Below are 22,238 nucleotides of genomic sequence, written 5' to 3'. Positions count from 1 at the left end.
CGGGTTGGCTCAGCTCTCGATGAGCCGGGCAGGATTGCCGCACAGCATGGTGCGCAGTGCGACGGGGTCGATGTCTTTCTCGATCAGGTTGTTCGCGAGCACTCGCAGGGCTTCGTGCGGGTGAGGGTGACGGATGCCGCCGGCATCCGAGGCGATCACGATGTTCTCCGGCCCCAGGTCGGTGATCATCCGCGCGGCGTCGTCCAGGCTCATCCGCTGGCTGTATCCGCCGACCACGGAGCTGGAGATCTCCACCAGCCCGCCGTTCTCGATCACGTGTCGGGCGACCCCGATGTCGACGGTCGGCGTCCACATGACGTGGGTCAGCAGGAGCTTGACCTTCTCGGTGCCGGTGTACCGGGCGAGCGCGACCACCTCCTCGGGCGAGAGGTGGGAGGTTCCGATGACGGCATCGTGCTGTTTCACGACCGCCACGACGTCCTTGGTGTCGTCGCTCAGTTCCCCGTCGTCGCCGAAGAGGGTGATCCCGGTCGCGCCACGCGGCGTGTGGATGCGCTGCCCCTTGTAGCCCCAGTTGCCGAGCTCGCCCATCAGGTCCGCGTGGAACCTGGCGTGGCTGCTCGGCATCCAGACGAGACGTCCGCCGAGGGCCAGGCAGCTGTCGACGGCCGCCGCGTTGAGACCGCCCACCGGGTAGTTGAGGCAGATTCCGCCGATGTAGCGGAAGTCGTCGACGATGCGATTGGTGAGGTAGGCGCGGCTGGCGGTGCTCTCGATGTGCGACTTCACGGCCATCCCGGCCATCCCCGCCGCACGCGCCGCGCGCGCCACGTCGAGGTCGTCACCGACACGGTCGATGACGTCAGGACCGCAATGGACATGCAGATCGATCGCGCCGTCCAACTCGAACACCCGGGGTCTCCTTCGACTCATCCTCACCCATTCTGGCGATAGGATTGTGACCAATCTAGCGGCCATCTTGCTCGTGTCAATCGGCGTACCGGCGTTGATCGTCGGTGATTCCGGCTCATGCTTGCAGATTGCGCGCAAAAATGTTCATAATCATGCGACCGAAGTGATCCACGTTGGGTGAACCGACGTGGCGATGGAGGACATATGGAAACCCACCCCACGCCGTCGGCTCGGGCCCGCGAGATCGTGGCCGGCGCCTACGACACGCACGTCCACGTCGCTCCGGACGTCGTTCCCCGCGTCATCGACGACCTCACCCTGGCCTACCGCTTCCTTGCGGTGGGCATGAAGGGCTTCGTCCTCAAATCGCACTACGTGCAGACGGGCGAGCGCGCCGCCGTCGTGCGTCGCGCGGTCCCCGGCGTCGACGCCCTCGGCGCGCTCTGCCTCAACGTTCCGGTCGGCGGCCTCAATCCGGTCGCGGTCGAGATCGCCGCGCGAAGCGGCGCCCGGATCGTGTGGTTCCCGACCATGGACAGCGTCAACCAGCGCGCGACGGTCGGGGAGATCCCCGCCGGCGCCAAGCCGCCGATGTGGCTGGCCCTGATGGAGGAGCTCAAGGCAGAGGGCATCGACCCCGACCCGGTGCTGGTGGTCGACGATCGGGGCGACCTCCTGCCGGCGGCACACGACGTGCTCACCCTCATCGCCAAGCACGACCTGACCCTCGCCACCGGGCATCTCTCGGCATCCGAGATCATGACGCTCGTGCCGGCGGCCGCCGCCGCGGGCGTCCGGCGGATCATCGTCACGCATCCGGAGTTCCCGTCGCAGCGGCTCGCCGTCGAGCAGCAGCTCGAGCTGGCGGCTCATGGCGCTCTCATGGAGCGCTGCTACACGACACCCGCGACCGGCAAGATCCCGTGGGACGAGATGATCGAGCACATCGTCGCCGTCGGCGCCGAGCACTCGATCCTCTCGAGCGACCTGGGGCAGCCGACGAATCCCCCCGTCGAAGACGGCCTCGCCTTGATGGCGGATGACCTCATCGCACGGGGCATCTCGGAGGACGACGTGCACACCATGGCCGTGACCAACAGCGTCAGGTTGATGACACCCTCCACCGCGCCGGTCGGAGCGGTCCGATGAGCGGGCGGAGGATGCTCGTCGTCAGCGCGCACAGTGCCGACTTCGTCTGGCGGGCGGCGGGCGCCATCGCCCTGCACACGCGAGACGGAGGGGAGGCCCGGATCGTGTCGCTCTCCTACGGCGAGCGGGGCGAGTCCGGCGAACTGTGGAAGCAGCCGGGCCAGACGGAGGAGAACGTCAAGCGCGTGCGGCACGCCGAGGCCGAGACCGCGGCCACGGCGCTCGGCGCGTCCTTCGAGGCGATGGACCTCGGCGACTATCCGCTCCACGTCGATGATGCCGCCGTCGATCGCCTCGCCGAGCTGATGCGCGACTTCGCGCCCGACGTCGTGCTGACCCATCCCGACAAGGATCCGTTCAACCCGGATCATCCCGTCGCCTACACCGCGACCCAGCAGGCGCGCCTGCTCACCTCCGGCGCCGTCGTCTCGGCCGGGTTCCGCACCGCACCGCCCTCCGAGTTCCTCGTGTTCGAGCCCCACCAACCCGATCTCTGCGGCTTCGTCCCGACGGTGTTCGTCGACATCACACCGGTCATGGACCGCAAGCTCGAGGCGATGGAGGCCATGGGGGCCCAGCAGTACCTCCGCTCGTACTACACGGAACGGGCGGGTCATCGCGCGAATCACGCGCGCAAGGTCACCGGACGCCCGGAGATCAGGCAGGCGGAGGCGTTCCAGCGCATCATCCCGAACGTGGTGAGCGCGCTATGACCGCCCTGACCGACGAACTGGCGCAGTACGGGGTCTCGACCGTGTACGAGGCGGCAGGTCGCACCGGCCTCGTCGACGTCGAGCTGGTCCAGGTGATCCCCGGAACCCGTGCCGCCGGCCCGGCGCGCATCGCGCGGTGCGGTCAAGGCGACAACCGCGCGGTGCACGAGGCCATGGCATCCCTCCAGCCGGGCGACGTCCTCGTCATCTCCATGCCGGAGCCGCAGCCCGTCGGCGTCATCGGGGAGCTGCTCGCGACCCAGGCGAAGGTGCACGGCGCTGCCGCCGTGCTCGTCGATGCCGCGGCGCGCGACATCGACGAGCTCCGCGAGCTCGGGCTGCCGGTGTGGTCGCGATGGGTGCGATCCACCGGAGCGACGAAGACCGCGCGTGGCGCGATCGACGTGCAGATCGAGGTCGGCGGCGCGGTCGTGCGCCCGGGCGACCTGGTGATCCTCGATCGAGACGGCGCCGTCGTCGTGCCGATCGAGCGTGCCGACGAGGTCGCGGAGGCCTCGCGCGCACGGATGGAGCGCGAGAGCGCCCTGCGTCGGCGTCTGCAAGCCGGTGAGCTCAGCTACGACATCTACGGCATGCGAGAGGACGACGCGGCCGTCGGCTGACGCCAGCTCGCCCGACCGTCGGTCAGTCGGCGGGTGCGACCGGGTGCGGGGACGCCGGCAGGGTGATCCGCAGGGTGGTCCCCTCGCCGAGCGCGGACTCGGCCGACACCACGCCGCCGTGCGCCTGGACGATGCCGCGCACGATGGGCAGTCCGAGCCCGCTGCCCTGGACGGCGGCCTCCCGGGCGTTGGATGCACGGAAGAAGCGGTCGAACAGCGACGGCAGGTCGTCCGCGGGGATTCCCATGCCGGTGTCGACCACCGAGACGGCGACAGCGGGGCCACCGTTCACCCGTGCCGCGGGGTCGACGACGACCCTGACCGATCCGGATGCCGGGGTGAACTTGATCGCGTTGTCGAGAAGGTTGCCGATCGCGCGCTCGAGCTGGCTCGCGTCGCCGGGGACGGTGACCGGCCGGTCGCTCTCGATGTCGATCCGCACCTGGCGCGACGCCGCGAGGGGGCGCACCGACTCGACGGCCCGGCGGACGATCTCGTCCATCCGGACCGCGGGCGCCTCGCGGTGCGCACTCGCCGCCTCCAGACGGGTGAGCAGCAGCATGTCCTCCAGAAGCACGTGCAGACGGTTCGCGCTGCCCTCCGCGACACGGAGCATCTCGGTCGCGGCGGGAGGAAGCTCGCCCCCGTCGCCGTCGAGCACGAGCTCGAGGTATCCCGAGATCGATGTCAGCGGCGTGCGCATCTCGTGGTTCACCGTCGCGATCATGTCGCTCTTCGCCTTGTCCAGCTCCACCAGGCGGTCGACGACCTCCTCCCGCAGGCGCAACGTGCGAGCCAGGTTGGCCTGTCGGAACATGACCGGGATCGCCGCCAGACCGACCGTGAGCCCGGCCAGGATCAGGGCCAGCAGCGGCACCTCGGCCTGCGTCGCGTGCAGGAGCACCGCCAGGCCGGCGACGACCGCGAACGCGGGGAGGGGCAGGAAGCCGCCGCGCCGGGTGAGCGGTGGCACGACCGTCGGGGCGCGACCGATGTCGACGACCCACACGGCGCTGAAGGCCACCCCTGCGGTCCAGGCGATGTCCAGCGGCGTTCCCGCGGTGTACGCCCCTGTCCGGTCCATGAGCGCGTACCAGATGTCGGCTCCCGCGAAGAGCAGCAGCCCGATGACCAGGAACGGCGCCCGTGGCCCGACGCGGAGGACCGGTGAGGCGGCCACGCCGACGATCATCGCCACGAGCACGAGGTCGAACAGCGGATACAGGGCGCCGATGACGTCGCCGAGCGCGTTCTTGCCGCCGATCGCGTCGCCCAGAACGGGTCCGAGGATCACCGTCAGCACGGATGCCACGCCCAGCACGGCGAGCGCCACGTCGAGCACGACGGCACGGCCCGCCTTGCGCGACTGGCGCAGCACCGTGACGACGAACGCGGCTCCCATCAGCGGGTAATAGAGCAGGTAGCCGACATCGGCCGGCGAGGGGGATGCCAGATAACCGTCGGCATCGGCTGCCAGACCGTAGTAGACGTCGGCCCCGAAGTTGAAGGTGACGGCCGCCGTCGCGAGCACGACCTCCGCGCGCACGAACCTCGTCCGCACCGCGACCAGCCAGAAGGCGGCGACCGGGATGCCCTCGGCGATGTCCGACATCCAGGTGTCGATGACATCGGGGGCGGGATCGCCGGGCAGGGCGAGCGCGGCGAGATAGACGAGGTTCGCCGCGATGGTCAGCAGGATCGCGATGCGGATGGCACGATCCAGTCTCGTGACCGGCGCGAATCGTCGGCGGAACGAGAGGAACGTCTCGATCGGTGCGAGCGTCCGCATGCTCCCCGCGGTCGTCGCCGACCTCGTCGCCCCGCCCCCTGTCACGAAAATCTCCAGCAGCTGTCGTGTCCGGCTGTCCGCGACCCGTCCTGCACAGCGACGCGGTTCGGTCCCCCGCGAACCTGCTCCGACGCTACGCGGAGACGGTGTCGTGGCCAATACCCACAACAGGGGCTGCGCCGTCGGACGGCGCCGTGTTAGCGGCGGCGGTTGCGGACCTGCTCCTCGGGCCCCGCCAGCGTGGGCCCGCCTGACTTCTCCCGCACAGGAAGAAGGCCCCGGTCGTTCGACCGGGGCCTTCTTCTTCAGTTGCGGGGACAGGATTTGAACCTGCGACCTCTGGGTTATGAGCCCAGCGAGCTACCGAACTGCTCCACCCCGCGCTACGAGGGTCAAGCCTAGCAGGTGCTCAGGGGGCACGCTCACTTGCCCTGGGTGGCGGCGATCGCGTCCTTCACGTCCTGCTGCATCCGCTGGTCCGCCTCCGCCGCGGCCACGAGGTCGCCCTTGGCGTAGGCGTCGGTGCGCGCCTTGAGGTCGGTCTGGTACGCGTCGAGCGCCTTCTGCAGGGCGGGGTTGTCGACCACCGTCCCCCCGGTGCCGGGCGGAGTCGTCGAACCGCCGGTCCCACCCGATCCGCTCGAGCCACCCGCGCTCGAGTCGCCCGCAGCCGCGCCGGAGTCGCCTCCGAACAGCGTGTCGAGCGCCTTGTCCAGCGTGTCCTCGAACGCGATCTTGTCGCCGAACGCCACGAGGATCTTGCGCAGCACCGGATAGCTCGAGCCGAGACTGGACTGCACGTACACGGGCTCCACGTAGAGCAGGCCGCCGCCGACCGGCACGGTCAGCAGGTTGCCGCTCACGACCTTCGACTGCCCCTGTCGCAGCAGGTTGAGGGCCTGCGAGACGTCCGTATCGGAGTCGAAGGTGTTCTGCACCCGGCTCGGGCCGGGCACACTGCTCCCCTTGGGCAGGGTGAGGAGGGTCAGCTTGCCGTAATTCGGCCCCGGATCGGAGTCGGCGACGAGATAACCGGTCAGCACGCTGCGGCTCTCGGCCGACTGGGTCTTCGGGATGTAGGTCGAGTACAGACTGAACGCCGACGACTTCTGACCCGGGATCTGCATCGTCAGGTAGTAGGGCGGCTGCAGCGACGTGGAGCCGGACGGGTTCACCGGATCATCCGGCGTCGCCCACGCGTCGTTGCTCGCGTAGAACGTCGTCGAGTTGGTGACGTGGTACGTCTCGAGGATCTGGCGCTGCGCCTTGAACAGGTCCTCGGGGTAGCGCACGTGCGCGAGCAGGGCGGTCGACATGTCCTTCTTCGACTTCACCGTCGACGGGAAGACCTTCTGCCACGTCTTCAGCACCGGATCGTTCGGGTCCCACGCATACAGCGTCACCTTGCCGGTGTACGCGTCGACGGTCGCCTTGACGGAGTTGCGGATGTAGTTCACGTCGTCGACGGCGAGCGAGTTCGTCGACGTCTTGGAGTCGGCGATCATGTCCGACAGCGAGTGCGACGTCGAGTACGGGTAGTCGTTGCTCGTCGTGTAGCCGTCGACGATCCAGACGATCCGGCCGTTGACGACCGCCGGGTACGGGTCGCTGTCGAGCGTGAGGTAGGGCGCGACCTTGCTGACGCGCTTCTTGGGCGAGCGGTCGTACAGGATCTGCGACTGGTTCTGCACCGAGCTGGAGAACAGGATGTCGGTCGAGCCGAACTTGACCGCGTACGCGAGCCGCTTCACGAAGTTGTCGAGCTTGGGCCCGCCGTTGGCCGAGTACGTCGTGTTCGTGCCGTCGCTGGAGTCGGCACCGCCGCTGCCCGACGGGTAGTCGAACTCGATCGACTTGCCGTCGTCCTTCGACCCGACGATCGAGTACTGGGGCGACTGCTCGCCGAAGTAGACACGTGGCTGCATGAGGTCGAGGTCGCCCTTGGACGGGATGCCCTTCTGCAGGAACACCGGCTGCCCGTTCGCCGTCCGCTTGTTACCGGCCGCGGCGACGACACCGTACCCGTGCGTGTAGACGAGGGTGTCGTTGTACCAGGTCGACGAGCTCTGGTTCTTCTGGTCGAGCTCGCGCACCGCGATCACGGTGTCCTGCTTCTTGCCATCGATCGTGTAGCGGTCGACGTCGAGGTCCTTCTCGAACTGGTAGTACTGCCGGATCTGCTGCAGCTGGGCGAACGTCTTGGTGATGAGCGACGGGTCGAGGATCCGGATGCTGGCGGTCGTCTCGGCGTCGGAGCGCAGCTGGCCGGCCTTGACATCCGTCGTCGCGTCGTAGGTCTTGGTCTTGACGTCGTCGACGCCGTACGCGAGCCGGGTGGCGGAGATGTTGTCGCGGATGTATTGGGACTCATACTTGATCGGGCTCGGGTTGACCTGCAGGTTCTGGATGATCGCCGGGTAGATCGCCCCGATGACGATCGCCGAGACGATGAGCAGGGCGGTCCCGACCAGCGGCAGCCGCCAGCGGCCGATGAACGCCGTGATGAGGCACAGCACGGCGACCACGGCCGCGATCCCGGCGAGGATCACCCGCCCCGGGATGGTGGCGTTCACGTCGGTGTAGTCGGCACCGTTGATCGTGGGCGCGTCCGGTCCGAACGTGATCGTGTCGGTGACCGTCGAGTACTGGTCGAGCCAGATGCTGATCGCCTGCACGGCGAGGTAGACGAACGCGGTGATGGCGAGCTGCACCCGTGCGGCCCGTGCGACCCGCACCTCGCGCCCGCTGACTCGGATGCCGCCGTACAGATACGTGGTCGCGAGCGCCGCGAGCCCGGCGACGAGGATCACGGTCGACGCGTAGCCGAGCACGCCGTGCCAGAAGGGGAGCTCGAACACGTAGAACGACGAATCCAGCCCGAACTGCGGGTCCTTGGTGCCGAACGGGGTGCGGTTGAAGTACTCGAGCACCGCCGGCCACCGCGTCGCGGTCGACACGCCCATGAAGATGCCGAGCACGGCCGGGATGCCGATCATCGCCACCCGTCGCAGCGGTGCGATCACCTGCTGGTAGCGGTCGAGCTGCGAGCTGAGCTTGGTGTACATCGGCCGCATGCGGAACGCGACGACGATGCTGACGCCGACGCCGATCCCCATCGCGAGGAAGCCCACGATGAACATCAGGATCGTGGCGGTCCACTGGGTCGTGAGCACGTTGAGGTACCCGAGCTGCTGGTACCACAGCACGTCGGCGTACAGGCTCGAGAACGCGAAGAACGCGATCACGACCACGGCGATGACGACGGCCGAGATGGCGACGACCGCGCGGGTCCGGTTGCGCGGGGGGCGGGCGGCCGACGCCGTCGTGGAGGTCACCCGGTCGAGTTTAGGGGGGCGACCCTGGAGACCCGCCTACTTCGCGGTGCAGGTGGGCAGGGAGCCGGCGTCGTGGGCCGCGATCGCCTTCACGTCGTCGAGCGCCTGGTGCAGGGTCGAGACCTTCAGGACCCGCAGGCCCGACGGCACGTGGCCGACGACCTCGTCGCAGTTGCCGGCGGGGGCCAGGAACCAGTCGGCGCCGGCATCCCGCGCGCCGTACATCTTCTGCCGGATGCCGCCGATGATGCCCACCGTGCCGTCGGCCGTGATCTCCCCCGTGCCGGCGATGTGCGCGCCGCCGGTCAGCTTGCCCGGCGTGAGCTTGTCGTAGATCCCGAGCGCCAGCATCATGCCGGCGCTGGGACCGCCGACGTCGGAGAGCTGGAAGCGCACGGTGTACGGGAACACGTACCGGACCCCGGTCAGGATGCCGATGGCCGGCTTCCCGCTCTGGGAGTTGACCTCGGGAGTGATCTGCACCTCGCGCGTCGCGCCGTCGCGCCGGATGCCGACCGCGAGCGGCGTCGTCGTGCCGTGCGCCCGGATGGCCTTCTGCAGCTGGGTCAGACCCGTCACGGGCTGGCCGGCGACCGAGACGACGTCGTCGCCCGCCTTCAGCACGCCCTCGGAGGGGGTGCCGGGAACGACCTGGCCGACCACGATCGTGGTGGTGTACCGCACGCCCAGAGCCGTGAAGGCCGCCGCGGTCGCGTCCTGCTGCGAGCTCGACATCTCGACCTTGTCCTGCTGGTCGGCCTGCTTGTCGGTCACCCCCGGCGCGTAGACCTCGTTCATCGGGACGACCGAGCGGGTGGGATCGAACCACGACGCCGCGATCGAGACCCAGTTGACCGGAGTCTGCGGGCTGCCGTCGACGTACACCGTGAGCATGTCGAGCGAGCCCGACGTGGGATACGTCCTCTGCCCCGACGGGATGCCGATGAGCGGTCTGGCGGCCGCCCCCGTACCGACCGCACCCAGCACGTCGTACACCGGCCCGGGCCGCTCGACGACGTACGACGACGGCGTGAGCCCGAGCGCCACCGTGCCGACGACCCCGAGGACGAGCAGGATCCAGCCGACCGTCCCGGGCGACGGCCGACGGCGCGTGCGCACAGCGGCGTCGTGTTCGGCGGGGTCGGTCATGTCGTTCTCGATGTGTTCGCTGTGGGCGCAGGGCGGCGAGGCATCAGCATAGGCGAACCACCGGTGCCGCCCGCTGCGTGCGGGCTAGCGTGGATCGCATGGCTGAGGAGGCGCCCCATGGCTGCTGACGACGAGGGGCCGTCGGAGGACGACTTCCGCGACATGCTGCGCGAGTTCCTGTCCGGCAACGGAGAGCTCGACCCGGCCAAGCTCGCGAGTGCCGCCGGCCTGCCGAACGATCCCGAGATGGTGCAGCGGCTCATCGGCCAGCTGCAGTCGGCACTGCAGAACAGCGGCGAGGGCATCAACTGGGGCCTCGCTCTCGAGCAGGCGCGCGGTCTCGCCCAGCGCTCCGCCGTGACCTCGACGCCCGCCGAGGTATCGGGTTTCGAGCAGGCGCTGCACGTCGCCGCGCTCTGGCTCGACGAGATCACGGCGATCGCGCAGCTGACGACCGAACCGGCGCTGCTCACCCGCGCCGGCTGGGCCGAGGCGACCATGCCGGTGTGGACCCAGCTCGCCGAGCCGGTCGCGCACTCGATCGCGGACGCCCTGACCGGTGTGCTGCGCGATCAGGCGCCCGAGGAGATGGCCGGCATGCTCGGCGACGCCGGGCAGGTCATGCGCAACATCGGCGGCACGCTCTTCGCGATGCAGCTCGGACAGGTGGTGGGACAGCTGTCGGGCGAGGTCGTCTCGGGCGGCGACGTCGGCATCCCGCTGCTGGACGGCGAACAGCGTCAGGCCGCGCTCGTGCCGCAGAACGTCGACGCGTTCGGTGCGGGGCTCGACGTCGACATCTCCGAGGTGCGGCTCTACCTCGCGGTGCGCGAGCTCGCGCATGCGCGGCTGTTCCGGCACGCGCGGTGGCTGCGGCTCGCGCTGCTGACCCAGATCACCGACTTCGCCCGCGGCATCCACATCGACACCGACCGGATCGCGGAGCTCGCCGAGAACTTCGACCCGCAGAACCCGGAGGAGCTGCGTGCCGCGGTGTCGAGCGGCGCGTTCATCCCCGAGAAGACCGAGGAGCAGAGGATCGCGCTCGGCCGGCTCGAGACGATGCTCGCGCTCATCGAGGGCTGGGTCGACGTGGTCACGCAGGCGGCGACGGCGCGGCTGCCGCGCAACGGCGCGATCGCCGAGATGGTGCGCCGACGCCGGGCGGCCGGGGGCCCTGCCGAGTCGGCGTTCGCGACGCTCGTCGGTCTCGAGCTGCGGCCCCGCCGGCTGCGTGAGGCGGCCGCGATGTGGCAGGCGGTGTCGGATGCCGTGGGCGCCGAGGGACGCGACGCGCTCTGGGCGCACCCCGACGTCATCCCGACCGACGCCGACATCGACGACCCCGCGGCGCTCGTCGCCCGGCTCACCGGCGGCGCGCCCGAGCCGGACGCGATCGACAAGGCGATCGAGGATCTGCTCGACGACACGACCGGCGACCGGCCGCACGAGGAGTAGCCCGGTCCGGCCGGCGGGTGTGGATCGTCTCGGCGGCGTCCGGCCGTGCTGCGGCATCCTCGCCGCATGGTGCTCAAGCTCGCGGCGGGCGTGCCGCTCGTCTGGCGGTCGCCGACCGGCATCCAGCTCGGGGCGACCCGGCCGCTGGCGGTGCTCGACGACGTGACGCCCGCGCACGAGAGGCTGCTCGCCGCGCTCGAGGCCGGCATCTCCGAGACCGGGTTCGCGATGATGGCCCGGGCGGCCGGCGCCGACGCCGACCGGCTGCTCGACCGCATCGCGCCCGCACTCGAGATGCCGCGCGCACCGGCGCCCCGGGTGGCGGTCTACGGCGAGGGCGACCTCGCCCAGGAGCTCGTGCGCCAGCTCGGCTGGTCCGACCAACCCGACCTCGTGCTGCTCGTCGCGGCGTGGGTGCTCGCCCCGTCGGAGCACGGCCCGTGGCTTCGACGCGACGTGCCCCACCTGCCGGTAGTCGTCGGCGACCGCATCACGGTGGGCCCGCTCGTCGTGCCCGGCCGGACCGCCTGCGTGCACTGCGTCGGGCTCGCCCGGCGGGATGCCGACCCGGCCTGGCCGGCGATCGCGACCCAACTGCACGGCCGGCCCGCCCCGGCGCTGACCCGCACCGCGATCGCGGAGGCCGCGGCCTTCGTCGCCCGGCACCTCGACGCCGGGAAGGGCGAGCCCGGCACCAGTTGGGAGCTCGACCCCCGCGACGGTGCGGTCAGCCTCGCGCGGTGGGAGCGGCATCCCGAGTGCTCGTGCGCAGCTCCGCCAGGAACCGACTGGGCTCGCGCGGACGACCGCGCAGTCCCTCCCGCGACCAGCTCAGCGCGAGACGTCGACGTGCCCGCGTGATGCCGACGTAGAGCAGCCGTCGCTCCTCGTCGATCGCGGCGAGGCCGTTCGCGTGGCTGATCGGCAGCAGCCCCTCGCTCAGTCCGACCAGGTGTACGGAGTCCCACTCGAGGCCCTTCGAGCCGTGCAGGGTCGAGAGGGTGACGGCGGCGATCGTCGGCTCGTGCTGCGCCGCCTGCCGATGCTGCAGCTCCTGCGCGAACTGCGCGAGCGTGGCGCCGTCGGCGGCCTGGTCGGCGAGCTCCACGATCGCGTTGAGGGCCTCCCATTTCTCCTGGGTCGCACCCCCGCCCTCGGGCCGCTGGGAGGTCCAGCCGAGGTCGCGCACGACGTCGCTCACCGACTGGAACAGCGGCACGGCGGGGGCCTTCGTGTCGCGGGCCAGCTGCGCGAGCGCCACGATGGCGAGCTTGACGTCGGGCAGGTCGAAGAACTTGACGGCGCCCTGCTGGCGGGCGCCGACGCCGGCGTCGGCGAGCGCGGCCTGGAACAGCGCCGCCTGCGCGTTGACCCGGTACAGCACCGCGATGCGCTCGGGGCGCGTGCCGCCCGCGATCTCGGCGGCGATCGCGGCCGCGACCGCGCGCGCCTCCTCCCCGTCGGTGTCGTACGCGGTCGAGTTGCCGAAATCGGCCAGTGCGCCCGGGCGCGCACTGGCCGGTTTTGGCAACTGGGTCGCGGGGATGAGCTCCAGCGCGCCCGGACGGCCGCGCATCAAGCGGTTCGCGAGCGAGAGGATCGGCGGCGCCGAGCGGTAGTTGCGCTCGAGCCGCACGATGCGGGCGCCGTCCCACCGCGAGGCGAATTGCAGCAGGTACTCGCTCGTCGCGCCCGTGAACGAGTAGATCGTCTGGTTCGCGTCGCCGACCACGCACAGCTCCCGCCGGGTGCCGAGCCACTGCTCGAGCAGCTGCTGCTGCAGCGGCGACACGTCTTGATACTCGTCGACGACGAACACGCGGTACTGCTCGCGCACCTGCTCGGCGATCCACGGCTCCGACTCGAGCATCCCGGCGGTGGCGAGCAGCACGTCCTCGAAGTCGATCCGGCGTCCCTCGTCCTTGAGGCGCTCGTAGCGCTCGTGCAGGGCCGTCATCCGGTCCGCGGGAAGGGTGGCCGGCAGCGAGCGCGACTCGGCGGCGCGCGCGTAGGCCTCCAACGGCATCCGGGAGACCTTGCGCCACTCGATCTCCGCGGCCGCGTCGCGCAGGGCGGCGGTGTCGACCCGCAGTCGCAACTGCTCCGCGGCCTGCCCGAGCACCCGGCCCTTCGACTCCAGGATGCGCGGCAGCTGCCCGCCCACCGCCTGCGGCCAGAAGTGCGAGAGCTGCGCGAGCGCGGCCGAATGGAAGGTCCGCGCGTTCACCGCTCCCGCTCCGAGCTGGCGCAGCCGGGTGCGCAGCTCCCCCGCGGCGCGCGTGGTGAAGGTCAGCGCCATGACGCGCGCGGGGTCGTAGGCGCCGGACTCGACGCCGTGTGCGATGCGGTGCGTGAGCGCCCTGGTCTTGCCCGTGCCGGCGCCCGCGAGGATGCAGACCGGCCCCAGCAGCGTCTCCGCGGCCGCTCGCTGCTCGTCGTCGAGGCCGGCGAGCGCGCTGGAGCCGAAAGCAGCTACCACTCGACGCCGTCGTCGATCGGGCCGCCGTACCAGTCCTCGAGGATCGCGCGTGCGATCGAGGTGCGTCCGGGCAGGCCGATCTCACCGAGCGAGGCGGTGAGCTCGTCGCGGGTGAACCAGCGCAACTCGAGGATCTCCTCGCCGTCGGCCTGTGGCTCCGGGCTCTCCCCGGGCGCGAGCCGGGCGCGGAAGCCGACCATGAGCGACGCCGGGAACGGCCACGGCTGGCTGCCGAGATACACCGGGTCGACGACGCGCAGGCCCGACTCCTCGTGCACCTCGCGGATCACCGCGGCCTCCAGTGACTCCCCCGGTTCGACGAACCCCGCGAGCACCGAGAAGCGGTTCGACTTCCACATCGCATTCGAGCCGAGCAGGATCCGGTCGTCGTGATCGGTGATGCCCATGATGACGGCGGCGTCCGTGCGCGGGAAGATCTCGGTGCCCGTCTCGACATCGCGCCGGGTCCAGCCGCCCGCATCCGGGATGCTGGCGTTGCCGGTGCGCGGTGAGAAGCCGTAGGAGCGGTGCCAGTTCGCCAGGCCGAGCGCCTCGGTGAACAGCCCGGCATCGCGATCGGAGAGACGGGCTCCGAGCTCGCGCAGGTTGCCCCAGTGGCGCTGGTCGCCGGGGTCCTCGACCGCGTCCTCGTCGAGCACCACCGCCAGCACCGGCGCCCCGGCCGGAAGGCCGGGCGAGTCGTCGACCGCGCGCCCGAGGTAGAGCGCGAGGGCATGCGGCGGCACCTCGGTGCCCGGCAGGAGCGCGATCTCGGCCGGTCCGGCGAGCAGGGCCTCCCCCGAGCGGAGCACGATGGCGCGCGCTTCCGGTTCGGCCAGCAGCGCCTCCACCCCGAACGTGCGCGAGAGGTGGTCACGGTCGATCGTGGCGCGGGACAGCGGCAGGTGCGCTGCGAACGACGACGGCTCGGATGCAGGGGGCACGACACTCCGGACTCTCGAGCTGGGGCGTGGCGTCCGCCGGTCGGGCGAGGACCGGACCTACCCTGACCCCATGGCCAGATCCGCTCTCACTCTAGCCGCGCTGGCGACCTCGGCCGTGGCCGGTCTCGACGTCGTCGGCGTGCAGGGATTCGGCTCGAGCGGAGGCGGCGACTTCGACGCCGCCCTGCTCACCGGGCGCGACGGGCGGCACTGGATCGTGCGCGTGCCGCGCAGCGAGCGTGCCGAGGCGGAGCAGTCGGCGGACCTGGTGGCGCTGCGCGCTCTGAGCACCGGCGTGCGTGCGCGGCTGCCGTTCTCGGTGTCGAGCTTCGCCGGCCAGGCACCCGTCGCGGGTACCCGGGCCGTGGTGTCGGAGTTCGTCTACGGCACGAAGGTGCCGCTCGCGTCGCTCGACGCGGAACTGGGGGCGTCGATCGGTCGCGCGATCGGCGCGATCCACGCTCTGCCGACGAGCGTCGTGACGGATGCCGGCCTCCCCGTGCACTCCGCGGCCGACGGTCATCGCGCGGCCCTCGCTCTCATCGATCGTGCCGGGGCGACCGGCCTCGTGCCGGCGGCTCTCCTGCAGCGCTGGCGCGAGGCGGGCACCGACGCCGGCCTCTGGCAGTACACGCCCGTCGTGATCAACGGATCGCTCGCCTCGGACGCGTTCCTCTCGGCCGAGGGCGCCGTGACCGGCGTGATCGACTGGCACGGCCTGCGCGTGGGAGATCCGGCCCTCGACCTGCAATGGCTCGTCGGGGCCGCCGAGGACACGGTGGATGCGGCGTTCGACGCCTACGCGGCCGCGCGCGGTCCGCTGGACCTCCGGCTCCGGCAGCGCGCGGCGCTGGTCGCGGAGCTCGAGGTCGCGCGCTGGCTGCTGCACGGCACCGAGGTGCGGGCGACCGACATCGTCGACGACGCGGTCGAGATGATGTCGCGCCTCGTCGACGACGTGCACGCCGACGCCTCCCACCCGATCAGCCCGGACACCGCGCCGATCCTGGGCCTCGACGAGGTGCGCGAGCTTCTCGACCGCACCGAGAACCGCCGCGTCGGCTGATCCCGCGCGCGTCGTCCGCGGCCTACGCCGGCGTCGGGGTGCCCGTCAGGCGACGGCGCACGATGCCGCCGCGCACCGAGAGCCAGATCGTCAGCGCGAACACGATGAACGCGAGCGGGACGTGCACGGCGACGAGACCGCGCGCCTGCTCGATCGCCTGGCCCATCCCGACCTGCACGACCAGCAGCACCGCGAGCACGATGGCTCCCCACATGAGGCTCTTCGCCGAGGCGCGCAGCGCGACGATCGCGACGATCGCCGTGACGACGGCGAGCAGGATCGCGATGTAGGCGACGATCGCGTGCACCGTGACCCACGGCTTGCCCGCCTCGCGCAGCGACATGAACAGCCCCGCGCTGATCGCCTGCAGGAAGATCGCGAGCGTCGTCAGCCCCGCGAGCATGTTGAAGACCCGGATGCCGGCCGGAGCCGTCTGAGTGTCAGCCATGCCCCGACGCTATCCCGCACGGGAGCACGCCGCATACTCCCGCGGGATGCTCCGGGGGTCAGTGCTCGACGATGACCTGACCGCGCGAGACGATCCGCACGAGGCGCCGCGGATTGCGCACATTGACCCGGATCGACAGCTGGTGCCGCCGGGCGAGGATGATCGCGACGACGATCCCCGCGGCGGCGGGGACGAGCCCGGCCACCGCGAACGCGACCTGCGCGCCGAGGAGCTCCGCGATCCATCCCATGAGCGTCCCGCCGATCGCCTGACCGCCCGTTCCGATCATGATCCAGAACGACATCACGCGGCCGCGGATCGACAGGTTCGTCGAGAGCTGGGTCAGCGACTCGCCGGCGGTCATGAACAGGATGCGGCAGATGCCGATGCCGACCAGCAGCGGCAGGAACAGCACGTACCAGGGCGCGCTGCCGGCGCTCGCTGTGACGACGCCGTAGAGCACGATGAGCGGGATGATGGTGCGCAGCCGCAGCGACTTGCGGCGGGCCGAGAGCAGGGCGCCGCTGAGCGCGCCGACCGCGGCGAGCGAGGTGTACAGGCCGTAGCCCGCGGACCCGGTGTGCCAGACGTGGTCCGCGGATGCCGTGAACAGCACCGGGAGGTTCATGCCGAACGTCGCGACGAACACGACGAGCACCATCGGCCAGACGATCGTGGGCTTGCTGCGGATGTAGCGCACGGCCTCCCGGATCTGCCCGCGCTCGCGCGGTCGCGGGGTCGCGATCGTGAGGTCACGGGTGCGCATCCGGAACAGCGCCGCGATCGGCACGGTGGCGGTGACGGCGCAGATCGCGATCGACCATCCGGAGCCGACCGCCGCGATGAGCACGCCGCTGATCGCGGGGCCGAGGAATCCGCCGAGGTGGAAGATCGAGGCGTTCATGCTGATCGCCTGCGGCAGCCGGTGGGTGCCGACCAGCTCGCTCACGAACGCCGAGCGGGACGGGCCGTCGATCGTCATCGCGATGCCCACGATGAGGGCGCCGAGGTAGACCTCCCAGACCTGCACGGCGTCCGTGAGCACGAGGGCCGCGAGGGTGCCGTTGACCACCACCGAGACGCCCATCGTGACCTTGAGCACATGCCGGCGCGGCAGCCGGTCGGCCAGCACGCCCGCCCAGGGACCCAGCAGCAGCGCGGGCGCGAACTGGATCGTCACGGTGAGGCCGACGAGGCCGACGTTGTGGGTCAGCTGCAGCACCAGCCAGTCCATGGCGATGCGATTCATCCAGCCGCCGGTGTTCGCGAAGAACTGGCCGATGAGATACAGCCGGTAGTTGCGCTCGCGAAGCGCGCTGAACGTGTCGCGGAACGAGCGCGGCCCCGACTGCACGGGGATCGGTGCGGTGACGGTGGCGGGATCGACGCCGGGCACCGTGCTCATCGCTCCAGGCTAGGCTCGCGGCATCCATTGGAATGCGGAATCATGGCTATAAGTCGCATTGGATTCTCGAATAAGAGGTGGATGCCGTGTTCGATCCGGGCCTGCTGCGCACCTTCGTGGCCGTCGCGGAGACGCTGAGCTTCACCCGTGCCGGCGAGCTGCTCGAGCTCAGCCAGCCCACCGTGAGCCAGCAGGTGCGCAAGCTCGAGGTGGCGGCCGGACGTCAGCTCGTCTCGCGCGACACGCGCGCGGTCGCGCTCACCGACAACGGCGAGGCGATGCTGGGATTCGCCCGCAGCATCCTCGCGGCGCACGACGAGGCGGCGGCCTACTTCACCGGCTCTGCGATGCGGGGACGGCTGCGGTTCGGCTCCGCGGACGACCTCGCGATGACGCTGCCGCCGATCCTGCGCGACTTCCGGCAGCTCTACCCGCAGATCAACCTCGAGCTGACCGTCGGGCAATCGGCGTTCCTCGCCCGGCGCCTGCGGGCCGGACAGCTCGACCTCGTCTTCATCAAGGAGGAGCCCGACCTGCCCGACGGCCGCCTCGTACGCCGCGAACGACTGGTCTGGGCGGCGCACAAGGCGCTGCAGCTGGATGCCGGATCGCCGGTCCCGCTCATCGCCTACCCCGCGCCGTCGATCTCCCGCACCGCCGCCATCGCCGCACTCGAGGCGGCGGGCCGCAGCTGGCGGATCACGTGCAACGTCCGCGAGACGACCGGCACGCTCGCCGCGGCGCGAGCCGGCATCGGAGTGGCCGTGCTGCCGCAGAACATGGTGCCGGACGATCTGGTGGCGCTGGCCGACCTGCCGATGCTGGGCGAGGTCGACTTCACGCTGCTGGACAACCCGCGCGCGGCGCGGGAGCCGATCGAGGCGCTCGTGTCGGCGATCGTGGGCCGCGGGGTGCGCGCGCCGGCGTGAGCGGGGCGCGGCTAGTTGTAGTTCCTCGGGACGTTGTGATCGCGTGACGTGAGCGAAGGCCTCCGCGGAGGATGTGGGTTACCACACTCACGTCCCACAACGGAGGCCTTCGTGACTCACGCTAACGCGCCCTTCACGCCGGAGGGCAGGCTTCGGCTTGCTCGGTTGATCGTCGAGCAGGGATGGCCTGCTCGGCGTGCTGCGGAACGGTTTCAGTGCTCGCCGGCGACCGCGTCGAAATGGGCTGTCCGCTATCGGCGGGGTCAGCCGATGACCGACCGCAGCTCGCGCCCGAGACGGTCGCCGGGTCGTTGTTCGGTTCGGTTGGAGCGGCGGATCGTCGCTTTGAGGTTCACGAGACGGTGGGGTCCGCATCGGATCGGCTATCACCTCGGTGTTCCCCGATCGACGGTCGGGCGGGTGCTCGAGCGCTATCGGATGCCGCTGCTGCATCACGTGGATCAGAGCACCGGCCTGCCCGTTCGTCGGGAGCGTCTCACTCGTTATGAGAAGGTCGCACCCGGCGAGCTGGTCCATGTCGATATCAAGAAGCTCGGCCGCATCCCCGACGGCGGCGGCCATCGAGTCGTCGGTCGACAGCAGGGCAAGCGACACAACGACGGGCACGGTCGAGGGGGTCGCGGCTATTCGTTCTTGCATCACGCGGTCGATGACCACTCCCGGCTGGCCTACTCCGAGATCCACACCGACGAACGCAAAGAAACAGCGGCCGGCTTCTGGATCCGAGCCGCCGCTTTCTTCGCCGCCGCCGGCATCCGCGTCCAGGCAGTGATGACCGACAACGGCTCTTGCTACCGGTCCAGAGCCTTCGCTGCCGCGCTCGGCGACATCAAGCATCGCCGGACGCGCCCTTATCGACCGCAAACCAACGGCAAGGTCGAGCGGTTCAACCGCACCCTCGCCACCGAATGGGCCTACGCCAAGCCCTACACCTCAGACGAAGCACGAGCCGCCGACTACGACCGCTGGCTGCACTTCTACAATCACCACCGACCCCACACCGGAATCGGCGGCCAAACCCCCGCAGCCCGCGTTCACAACCTCACGAGGAACTACAGCTAGTCGACGGCCGCGAGGGTCGCGCTGACGGTGCGGTCGATCGTGCACTGCCCGAGCACGCGCGTGCCGCGGTAGAGCACCGCACTCTGACCCGGCGCGACGCCGTCGAGCGGAACGTCCGGGCGCACGACCAGCTCCCCGCCGCGCAGCACGGCGGTCGCCGGGACCGGATCGCCGTGCGCGCGCACCTGCACGCCGCACGCGAAGCCGGCCTCGGCATCCACCGGCGGGATGCCCGCCCAGCTCACCCGGCGGCCCGCGAGCTCCGCGACGGCGAGCGCCTCGCGCGGGCCGACGACGACCTCGTTGCTCGACGGGCGCACCTCGAGCACGAAGCGCGGGCGGCCGTCCGGGGAGGGGATCCGCAGATCGAGGCCCTTGCGCTGCCCCACGGTGAAGGCGGCGGCGCCGGCGTGCGTTCCGATCCGCTCCCCCGCCTGGTCCAGGATCGGGCCCTCCGATGCGCCGACGCGGTCCGCGAGCCAACCGCGGGTGTCGCCGTCGGGGATGAAGCAGATGTCGTGCGAGTCGGGCTTCTGCGCCACGGTGAGCCCGCGGGCGGCGGCCTCGGCGCGCACCTCGGCCTTCGAGGGCGTGGCGCCGAGCGGGAACATCGCGTGCGCGAGCTGCTCGGCGGTGAGCACGCCGAGCACGTAGGACTGGTCCTTGGCCCAGGCGGCGGCGCGGTGCAGCTCGCGGTTGCCGTCGGCGTCGGTGAGGATCGACGCGTAGTGCCCGGTGGCGACGGCGTCGAAGCCGAGTGCGAGGGCCTTCTCGAGCAGCGCCGCGAACTTGATGCGCTCGTTGCAGCGCAGGCAGGGGTTCGGCGTGCGGCCGGCGGCGTATTCGGCGACGAAGTCGTCGACGACGTCGAGCTGGAAGCGCTCGCTGAAGTCCCACACGTAGAACGGGATGCCGAGGTGCGTCGCGGCACGGCGCGCGTCCATCGAGTCCTCGATCGTGCAGCAGCCGCGGGCGCCCATCCGGAGCGTGCCGGGCTGCCGGCTGAGCGCGAGGTGCACGCCGACGACGTCGTGGCCGGCCTCGACGGCACGCGCCGCCGCGACGGCGCTGTCGACGCCGCCGCTCATCGCCGCAAGAACCCGCACCCCACCAGGGTAGGCGCTGCTCGCGAATGACCACTTTGTGCAGCGCCCGGCCGCGCACCCTTGCACAATTCGGTCATTCGCGAGTGGATGGGGCGATGGCGCATGTGCTGCAGCTGTCGGATCTCGTGGGGGCCGGGCGGCGGAGCCGGACCGCTCGGTTCGAGGGGGCGGACTTCGACGCCGGGACCTCGTTCTTCGCCGTCGACGACGATCCGGGGCAGGGCGTGGGGCTGCACTGGCATCCCTACTCCGAGACCTGGATCGTGCTCGAGGGTGAGGTGACCTTCCGCCTCGGCGACGGCTTCGGCGAGGAGGCCGACACCGACATCGCCGAGCAGCGCGCGACCCCGGGCACCGTCGTCGTCGCGCCGGCGCGGCAGCATCACGGATTCCGCAACACGGGCACGGGCATCCTGCGGATGGTGTGCATCCACGCGTCGCCGCGCATCATCCAGTACGACCTGGAGTGAGCCGCGCGTCGTTCAGAACCGCGTCGGGGCCCGGGATGCCGACCCCGCCTGCCGCGCCCGGGCCACGGCATCCGGCAGCGCCGCCACGAGTTCATCGACGTCGGCCTCTGTCGTCTCGTCGCCGACCGTGAAGCGCAGTGCTCCGCGAGCGACCTCCTCGGGCACCCCCATCGCGTGCAGCACGTGCGACGGCTCGCTCACCCCCGCGGCGCAGGCCGAACCGGTGGAGACCGCGAACCCCGCGACGTCGAGCAGGAAGAGCAGGCTGTCGCCGTCGCAGCCGGGGAAGGTGAGGTGCGCATTGGACGGCAGCCGGCCGGCCGGATCCGGATCCCCGCGCAGCACCGCGTCGGGCACCGCGCTCCGGATGCCGTCGAGCAGCCGGTCGCGCACTCGCGCCATCCGCGCCGCGCGCTCCCCCAGGTTCGGCGAGCCGACGCCACCCACCGCCCGCGTCGCCGCAACCCCGAACGCCGCCGCACCCGCCGCGTCCTGCGTGCCGGAACGCGCGCGCTGCTGGGCGCCGCCGTGCAGCAACGGCTCGACCGTCGCCGTGCGCGCGAGATAGAGCGCGCCCACCCCCACGGGCCCGCCGATCTTGTGCGCGGCGAGGCTCAACGCCGCCACCCCGAGCTCGTGCACGTCGATCGGCAGCTGCCCGTATGCCGCGATCGCGTCGAGATGCACGGGCACGTCGTAGCGCGCTGCGAGCGCCGCGAGCTCGCGCACCGGTTGGATCGTGCCGACCTCGTTGTTGGCCCACAGCGACGTCACGAGCGCGACGTCGCCCGGGTTCGCGGCGAGCGCCCGCTTGAGCGCGTCGAGACGGATGCGGCCGAGGTCGTCGACGGGGATCCAGTCGAGCATCGCGCCCTCGTGCGCGGCGAGCCACTCGACGGAGTCGATCGTCGCGTGGTGCTCGGCCTCGGGCACGAGGATCCGCTGCTCCCGCGCGCGCGCCCAGTAGAGCCCCTTGATCGCGAGGTTGACGGCCTCGGTGCCGCCGCCGGTGAGCACGATCTCCGCGGGGTCCGCGCCGATCGACGCGGCCACGGCATCCCGCCCCGACTCGAGCAGTTCGCGCGCCGCCTGGCCGGGTCCGTGGATCGACGACGGGTTGCCGACCACGCGCAGCGCGTCGGTGTAGGCGGCGAGCACCTGGGGCGGCATGGGCGAGGTGGCCGCGTGGTCGAGATAGACCGCCATGCCCCCCAACCTA

Annotated in this window: 18 protein-coding genes and 1 tRNA gene; 8 read left to right on the top strand and 11 right to left on the bottom strand. The window is 71.0% G+C overall.

What is annotated here, in order from left to right:
- Positions 1–9: 9 nt before the first annotated feature.
- Positions 10–873 carry a DUF6282 family protein gene (locus ABD285_RS08745; protein WP_284252883.1) on the bottom strand — a complete coding sequence of 288 codons (864 nt, stop codon included), beginning with the start codon at positions 871–873 and terminating at the stop codon, positions 10–12.
- Positions 874–1,077: 204 nt separating this feature from the next.
- Between ABD285_RS08745 and ABD285_RS08740 the strand changes: the two genes are divergently transcribed.
- The 3 genes from ABD285_RS08740 to ABD285_RS08730 are packed head-to-tail and all read left to right on the top strand — an operon-like array spanning position 1,078 to position 3,358.
- The gene (locus tag ABD285_RS08740) at positions 1,078–2,022 is read left to right on the top strand and encodes a DUF6282 family protein (RefSeq protein WP_344201992.1); all 945 of its coding nucleotides are present in this window, start codon (positions 1,078–1,080) and stop codon (positions 2,020–2,022) included.
- The gene (locus ABD285_RS08735) at positions 2,019–2,735 is read left to right on the top strand and encodes a PIG-L deacetylase family protein (RefSeq protein WP_284252887.1); all 717 of its coding nucleotides are present in this window, start codon (positions 2,019–2,021) and stop codon (positions 2,733–2,735) included. Before ABD285_RS08740 ends, ABD285_RS08735 begins: the two co-directional genes overlap by 4 nt.
- Positions 2,732–3,358, top strand: coding sequence for a 4-carboxy-4-hydroxy-2-oxoadipate aldolase/oxaloacetate decarboxylase (locus ABD285_RS08730; protein ID WP_284252889.1), 627 nt, complete (start codon positions 2,732–2,734; stop codon positions 3,356–3,358). Before ABD285_RS08735 ends, ABD285_RS08730 begins: the two co-directional genes overlap by 4 nt.
- Before the next feature lie 22 nt (positions 3,359–3,380).
- Here ABD285_RS08730 and ABD285_RS08725 read toward each other — a convergent pair whose 3' ends face one another.
- The 4 genes from ABD285_RS08725 to ABD285_RS08710 form a co-directional block, all read right to left on the bottom strand.
- Entirely contained in the window at positions 3,381–5,147 is a 1,767-nt protein-coding gene (locus ABD285_RS08725) for a sensor histidine kinase (RefSeq protein ID WP_284252891.1), read from the bottom strand.
- 309 nt (positions 5,148–5,456) lie between these two features.
- Positions 5,457–5,530 (bottom strand) — tRNA-Met (locus ABD285_RS08720).
- A gap of 39 nt (positions 5,531–5,569) precedes the next feature.
- The gene (locus ABD285_RS08715) at positions 5,570–8,482 is read right to left on the bottom strand and encodes a UPF0182 family membrane protein (RefSeq protein ID WP_344201987.1); all 2,913 of its coding nucleotides are present in this window, start codon (positions 8,480–8,482) and stop codon (positions 5,570–5,572) included.
- Between the two features lie 36 nt (positions 8,483–8,518).
- Entirely contained in the window at positions 8,519–9,631 is a 1,113-nt protein-coding gene (locus ABD285_RS08710; RefSeq protein WP_344201984.1) for a YlbL family protein, read from the bottom strand.
- Positions 9,632–9,748: 117 nt separating this feature from the next.
- Between ABD285_RS08710 and ABD285_RS08705 the strand changes: the two genes are divergently transcribed.
- The gene (locus ABD285_RS08705) at positions 9,749–11,089 is read left to right on the top strand and encodes a zinc-dependent metalloprotease (RefSeq protein ID WP_284252899.1); all 1,341 of its coding nucleotides are present in this window, start codon (positions 9,749–9,751) and stop codon (positions 11,087–11,089) included.
- 727 nt (positions 11,090–11,816) lie between these two features.
- Here the strand turns inward: ABD285_RS08705 and ABD285_RS08700 are convergent.
- Together ABD285_RS08700 and nudC are read right to left on the bottom strand one after the other, a co-directional pair.
- Positions 11,817–13,568: an ATP-dependent helicase gene (locus ABD285_RS08700; RefSeq protein WP_344201981.1), complete on the bottom strand. Its 1,752-nt coding sequence runs from the start codon at positions 13,566–13,568 to the stop codon at positions 11,817–11,819.
- The gene (gene nudC / locus ABD285_RS08695) at positions 13,562–14,512 is read right to left on the bottom strand and encodes an NAD(+) diphosphatase (RefSeq protein WP_344201978.1); all 951 of its coding nucleotides are present in this window, start codon (positions 14,510–14,512) and stop codon (positions 13,562–13,564) included. The genes ABD285_RS08700 and nudC overlap by 7 nt, the downstream gene beginning before the upstream one ends.
- Before the next feature lie 70 nt (positions 14,513–14,582).
- On the opposite strand from nudC, the gene ABD285_RS08690 reads away from it, so the two are divergent.
- The gene (locus ABD285_RS08690; RefSeq protein ID WP_284252904.1) at positions 14,583–15,578 is read left to right on the top strand and encodes a phosphotransferase; all 996 of its coding nucleotides are present in this window, start codon (positions 14,583–14,585) and stop codon (positions 15,576–15,578) included.
- Positions 15,579–15,600: 22 nt separating this feature from the next.
- Here the strand turns inward: ABD285_RS08690 and ABD285_RS08685 are convergent, their stop codons facing one another.
- On the bottom strand, positions 15,601–16,026 hold the full coding sequence (locus tag ABD285_RS08685) for a hypothetical protein (protein ID WP_284252906.1): 426 nt from the start codon (positions 16,024–16,026) through the stop codon (positions 15,601–15,603).
- A 58-nt stretch (positions 16,027–16,084) separates the two neighbouring features.
- Positions 16,085–17,431, bottom strand: a complete 1,347-nt coding sequence (locus ABD285_RS08680; protein ID WP_284252908.1) for an MFS transporter — start codon at positions 17,429–17,431, stop codon at positions 16,085–16,087.
- 86 nt (positions 17,432–17,517) lie between these two features.
- On the opposite strand from ABD285_RS08680, the gene ABD285_RS08675 reads away from it, so the two are divergent.
- Entirely contained in the window at positions 17,518–18,360 is an 843-nt protein-coding gene (locus tag ABD285_RS08675; protein WP_284255584.1) for a LysR substrate-binding domain-containing protein, read from the top strand.
- Between the two features lie 111 nt (positions 18,361–18,471).
- Positions 18,472–19,443 carry an IS481 family transposase gene (locus ABD285_RS08670; protein ID WP_284252911.1) on the top strand — a complete coding sequence of 324 codons (972 nt, stop codon included), beginning with the start codon at positions 18,472–18,474 and terminating at the stop codon, positions 19,441–19,443.
- Here the strand turns inward: ABD285_RS08670 and mnmA are convergent.
- A complete protein-coding gene (mnmA, locus tag ABD285_RS08665) occupies positions 19,440–20,549 on the bottom strand; it encodes a tRNA 2-thiouridine(34) synthase MnmA (RefSeq protein WP_344201972.1) in 1,110 nt (369 codons plus the stop codon). The two genes, ABD285_RS08670 and mnmA, sit on opposite strands and share 4 nt — an antisense overlap.
- Before the next feature lie 95 nt (positions 20,550–20,644).
- On the opposite strand from mnmA, the gene ABD285_RS08660 reads away from it, so the two are divergent.
- Positions 20,645–21,019, top strand: a complete 375-nt coding sequence (locus tag ABD285_RS08660; RefSeq protein WP_284252913.1) for a cupin domain-containing protein — start codon at positions 20,645–20,647, stop codon at positions 21,017–21,019.
- Positions 21,020–21,031: 12 nt separating this feature from the next.
- Here ABD285_RS08660 and ABD285_RS08655 read toward each other — a convergent pair whose 3' ends face one another.
- Positions 21,032–22,225, bottom strand: coding sequence for a cysteine desulfurase family protein (locus ABD285_RS08655; protein WP_344201969.1), 1,194 nt, complete (start codon positions 22,223–22,225; stop codon positions 21,032–21,034).
- Between the last annotated feature and the right edge of the window lie 13 nt (positions 22,226–22,238).

Source organism: Pseudolysinimonas kribbensis, assembly GCF_039531715.1.
In the GTDB taxonomy this organism is placed as follows: Bacteria; Actinomycetota; Actinomycetes; order Actinomycetales; family Microbacteriaceae; genus Pseudolysinimonas; species Pseudolysinimonas kribbensis.
The sequence above is the reverse complement of the archived record's forward strand: the minus strand, read 5'-3'. Positions and strand labels throughout refer to the sequence as shown.

What these genes read in the sequence shown, in the direction of transcription:
- ABD285_RS08740 (WP_344201992.1), top strand. Translation starts at nt 1,078, where the DNA reads ATGGAAACCCACCCCACGCCGTCGGCTCGGGCCCGCGAGATCGTGGCC.
- ABD285_RS08735 (WP_284252887.1), top strand. Translation starts at nt 2,019, where the DNA reads ATGAGCGGGCGGAGGATGCTCGTCGTCAGCGCGCACAGTGCCGACTTC.
- ABD285_RS08730 (WP_284252889.1), top strand. Translation starts at nt 2,732, where the DNA reads ATGACCGCCCTGACCGACGAACTGGCGCAGTACGGGGTCTCGACCGTG.
- ABD285_RS08725 (WP_284252891.1), bottom strand. Translation starts at nt 5,147, where the DNA reads ATGCGGACGCTCGCACCGATCGAGACGTTCCTCTCGTTCCGCCGACGA.
- ABD285_RS08710 (WP_344201984.1), bottom strand. Translation starts at nt 9,631, where the DNA reads ATGACCGACCCCGCCGAACACGACGCCGCTGTGCGCACGCGCCGTCGG.
- ABD285_RS08705 (WP_284252899.1), top strand. Translation starts at nt 9,749, where the DNA reads ATGGCTGCTGACGACGAGGGGCCGTCGGAGGACGACTTCCGCGACATG.
- ABD285_RS08690 (WP_284252904.1), top strand. Translation starts at nt 14,583, where the DNA reads ATGGCCAGATCCGCTCTCACTCTAGCCGCGCTGGCGACCTCGGCCGTG.
- ABD285_RS08685 (WP_284252906.1), bottom strand. Translation starts at nt 16,026, where the DNA reads ATGGCTGACACTCAGACGGCTCCGGCCGGCATCCGGGTCTTCAACATG.
- ABD285_RS08680 (WP_284252908.1), bottom strand. Translation starts at nt 17,431, where the DNA reads ATGAGCACGGTGCCCGGCGTCGATCCCGCCACCGTCACCGCACCGATC.
- ABD285_RS08660 (WP_284252913.1), top strand. Translation starts at nt 20,645, where the DNA reads ATGGCGCATGTGCTGCAGCTGTCGGATCTCGTGGGGGCCGGGCGGCGG.
- ABD285_RS08655 (WP_344201969.1), bottom strand. Translation starts at nt 22,225, where the DNA reads ATGGCGGTCTATCTCGACCACGCGGCCACCTCGCCCATGCCGCCCCAG.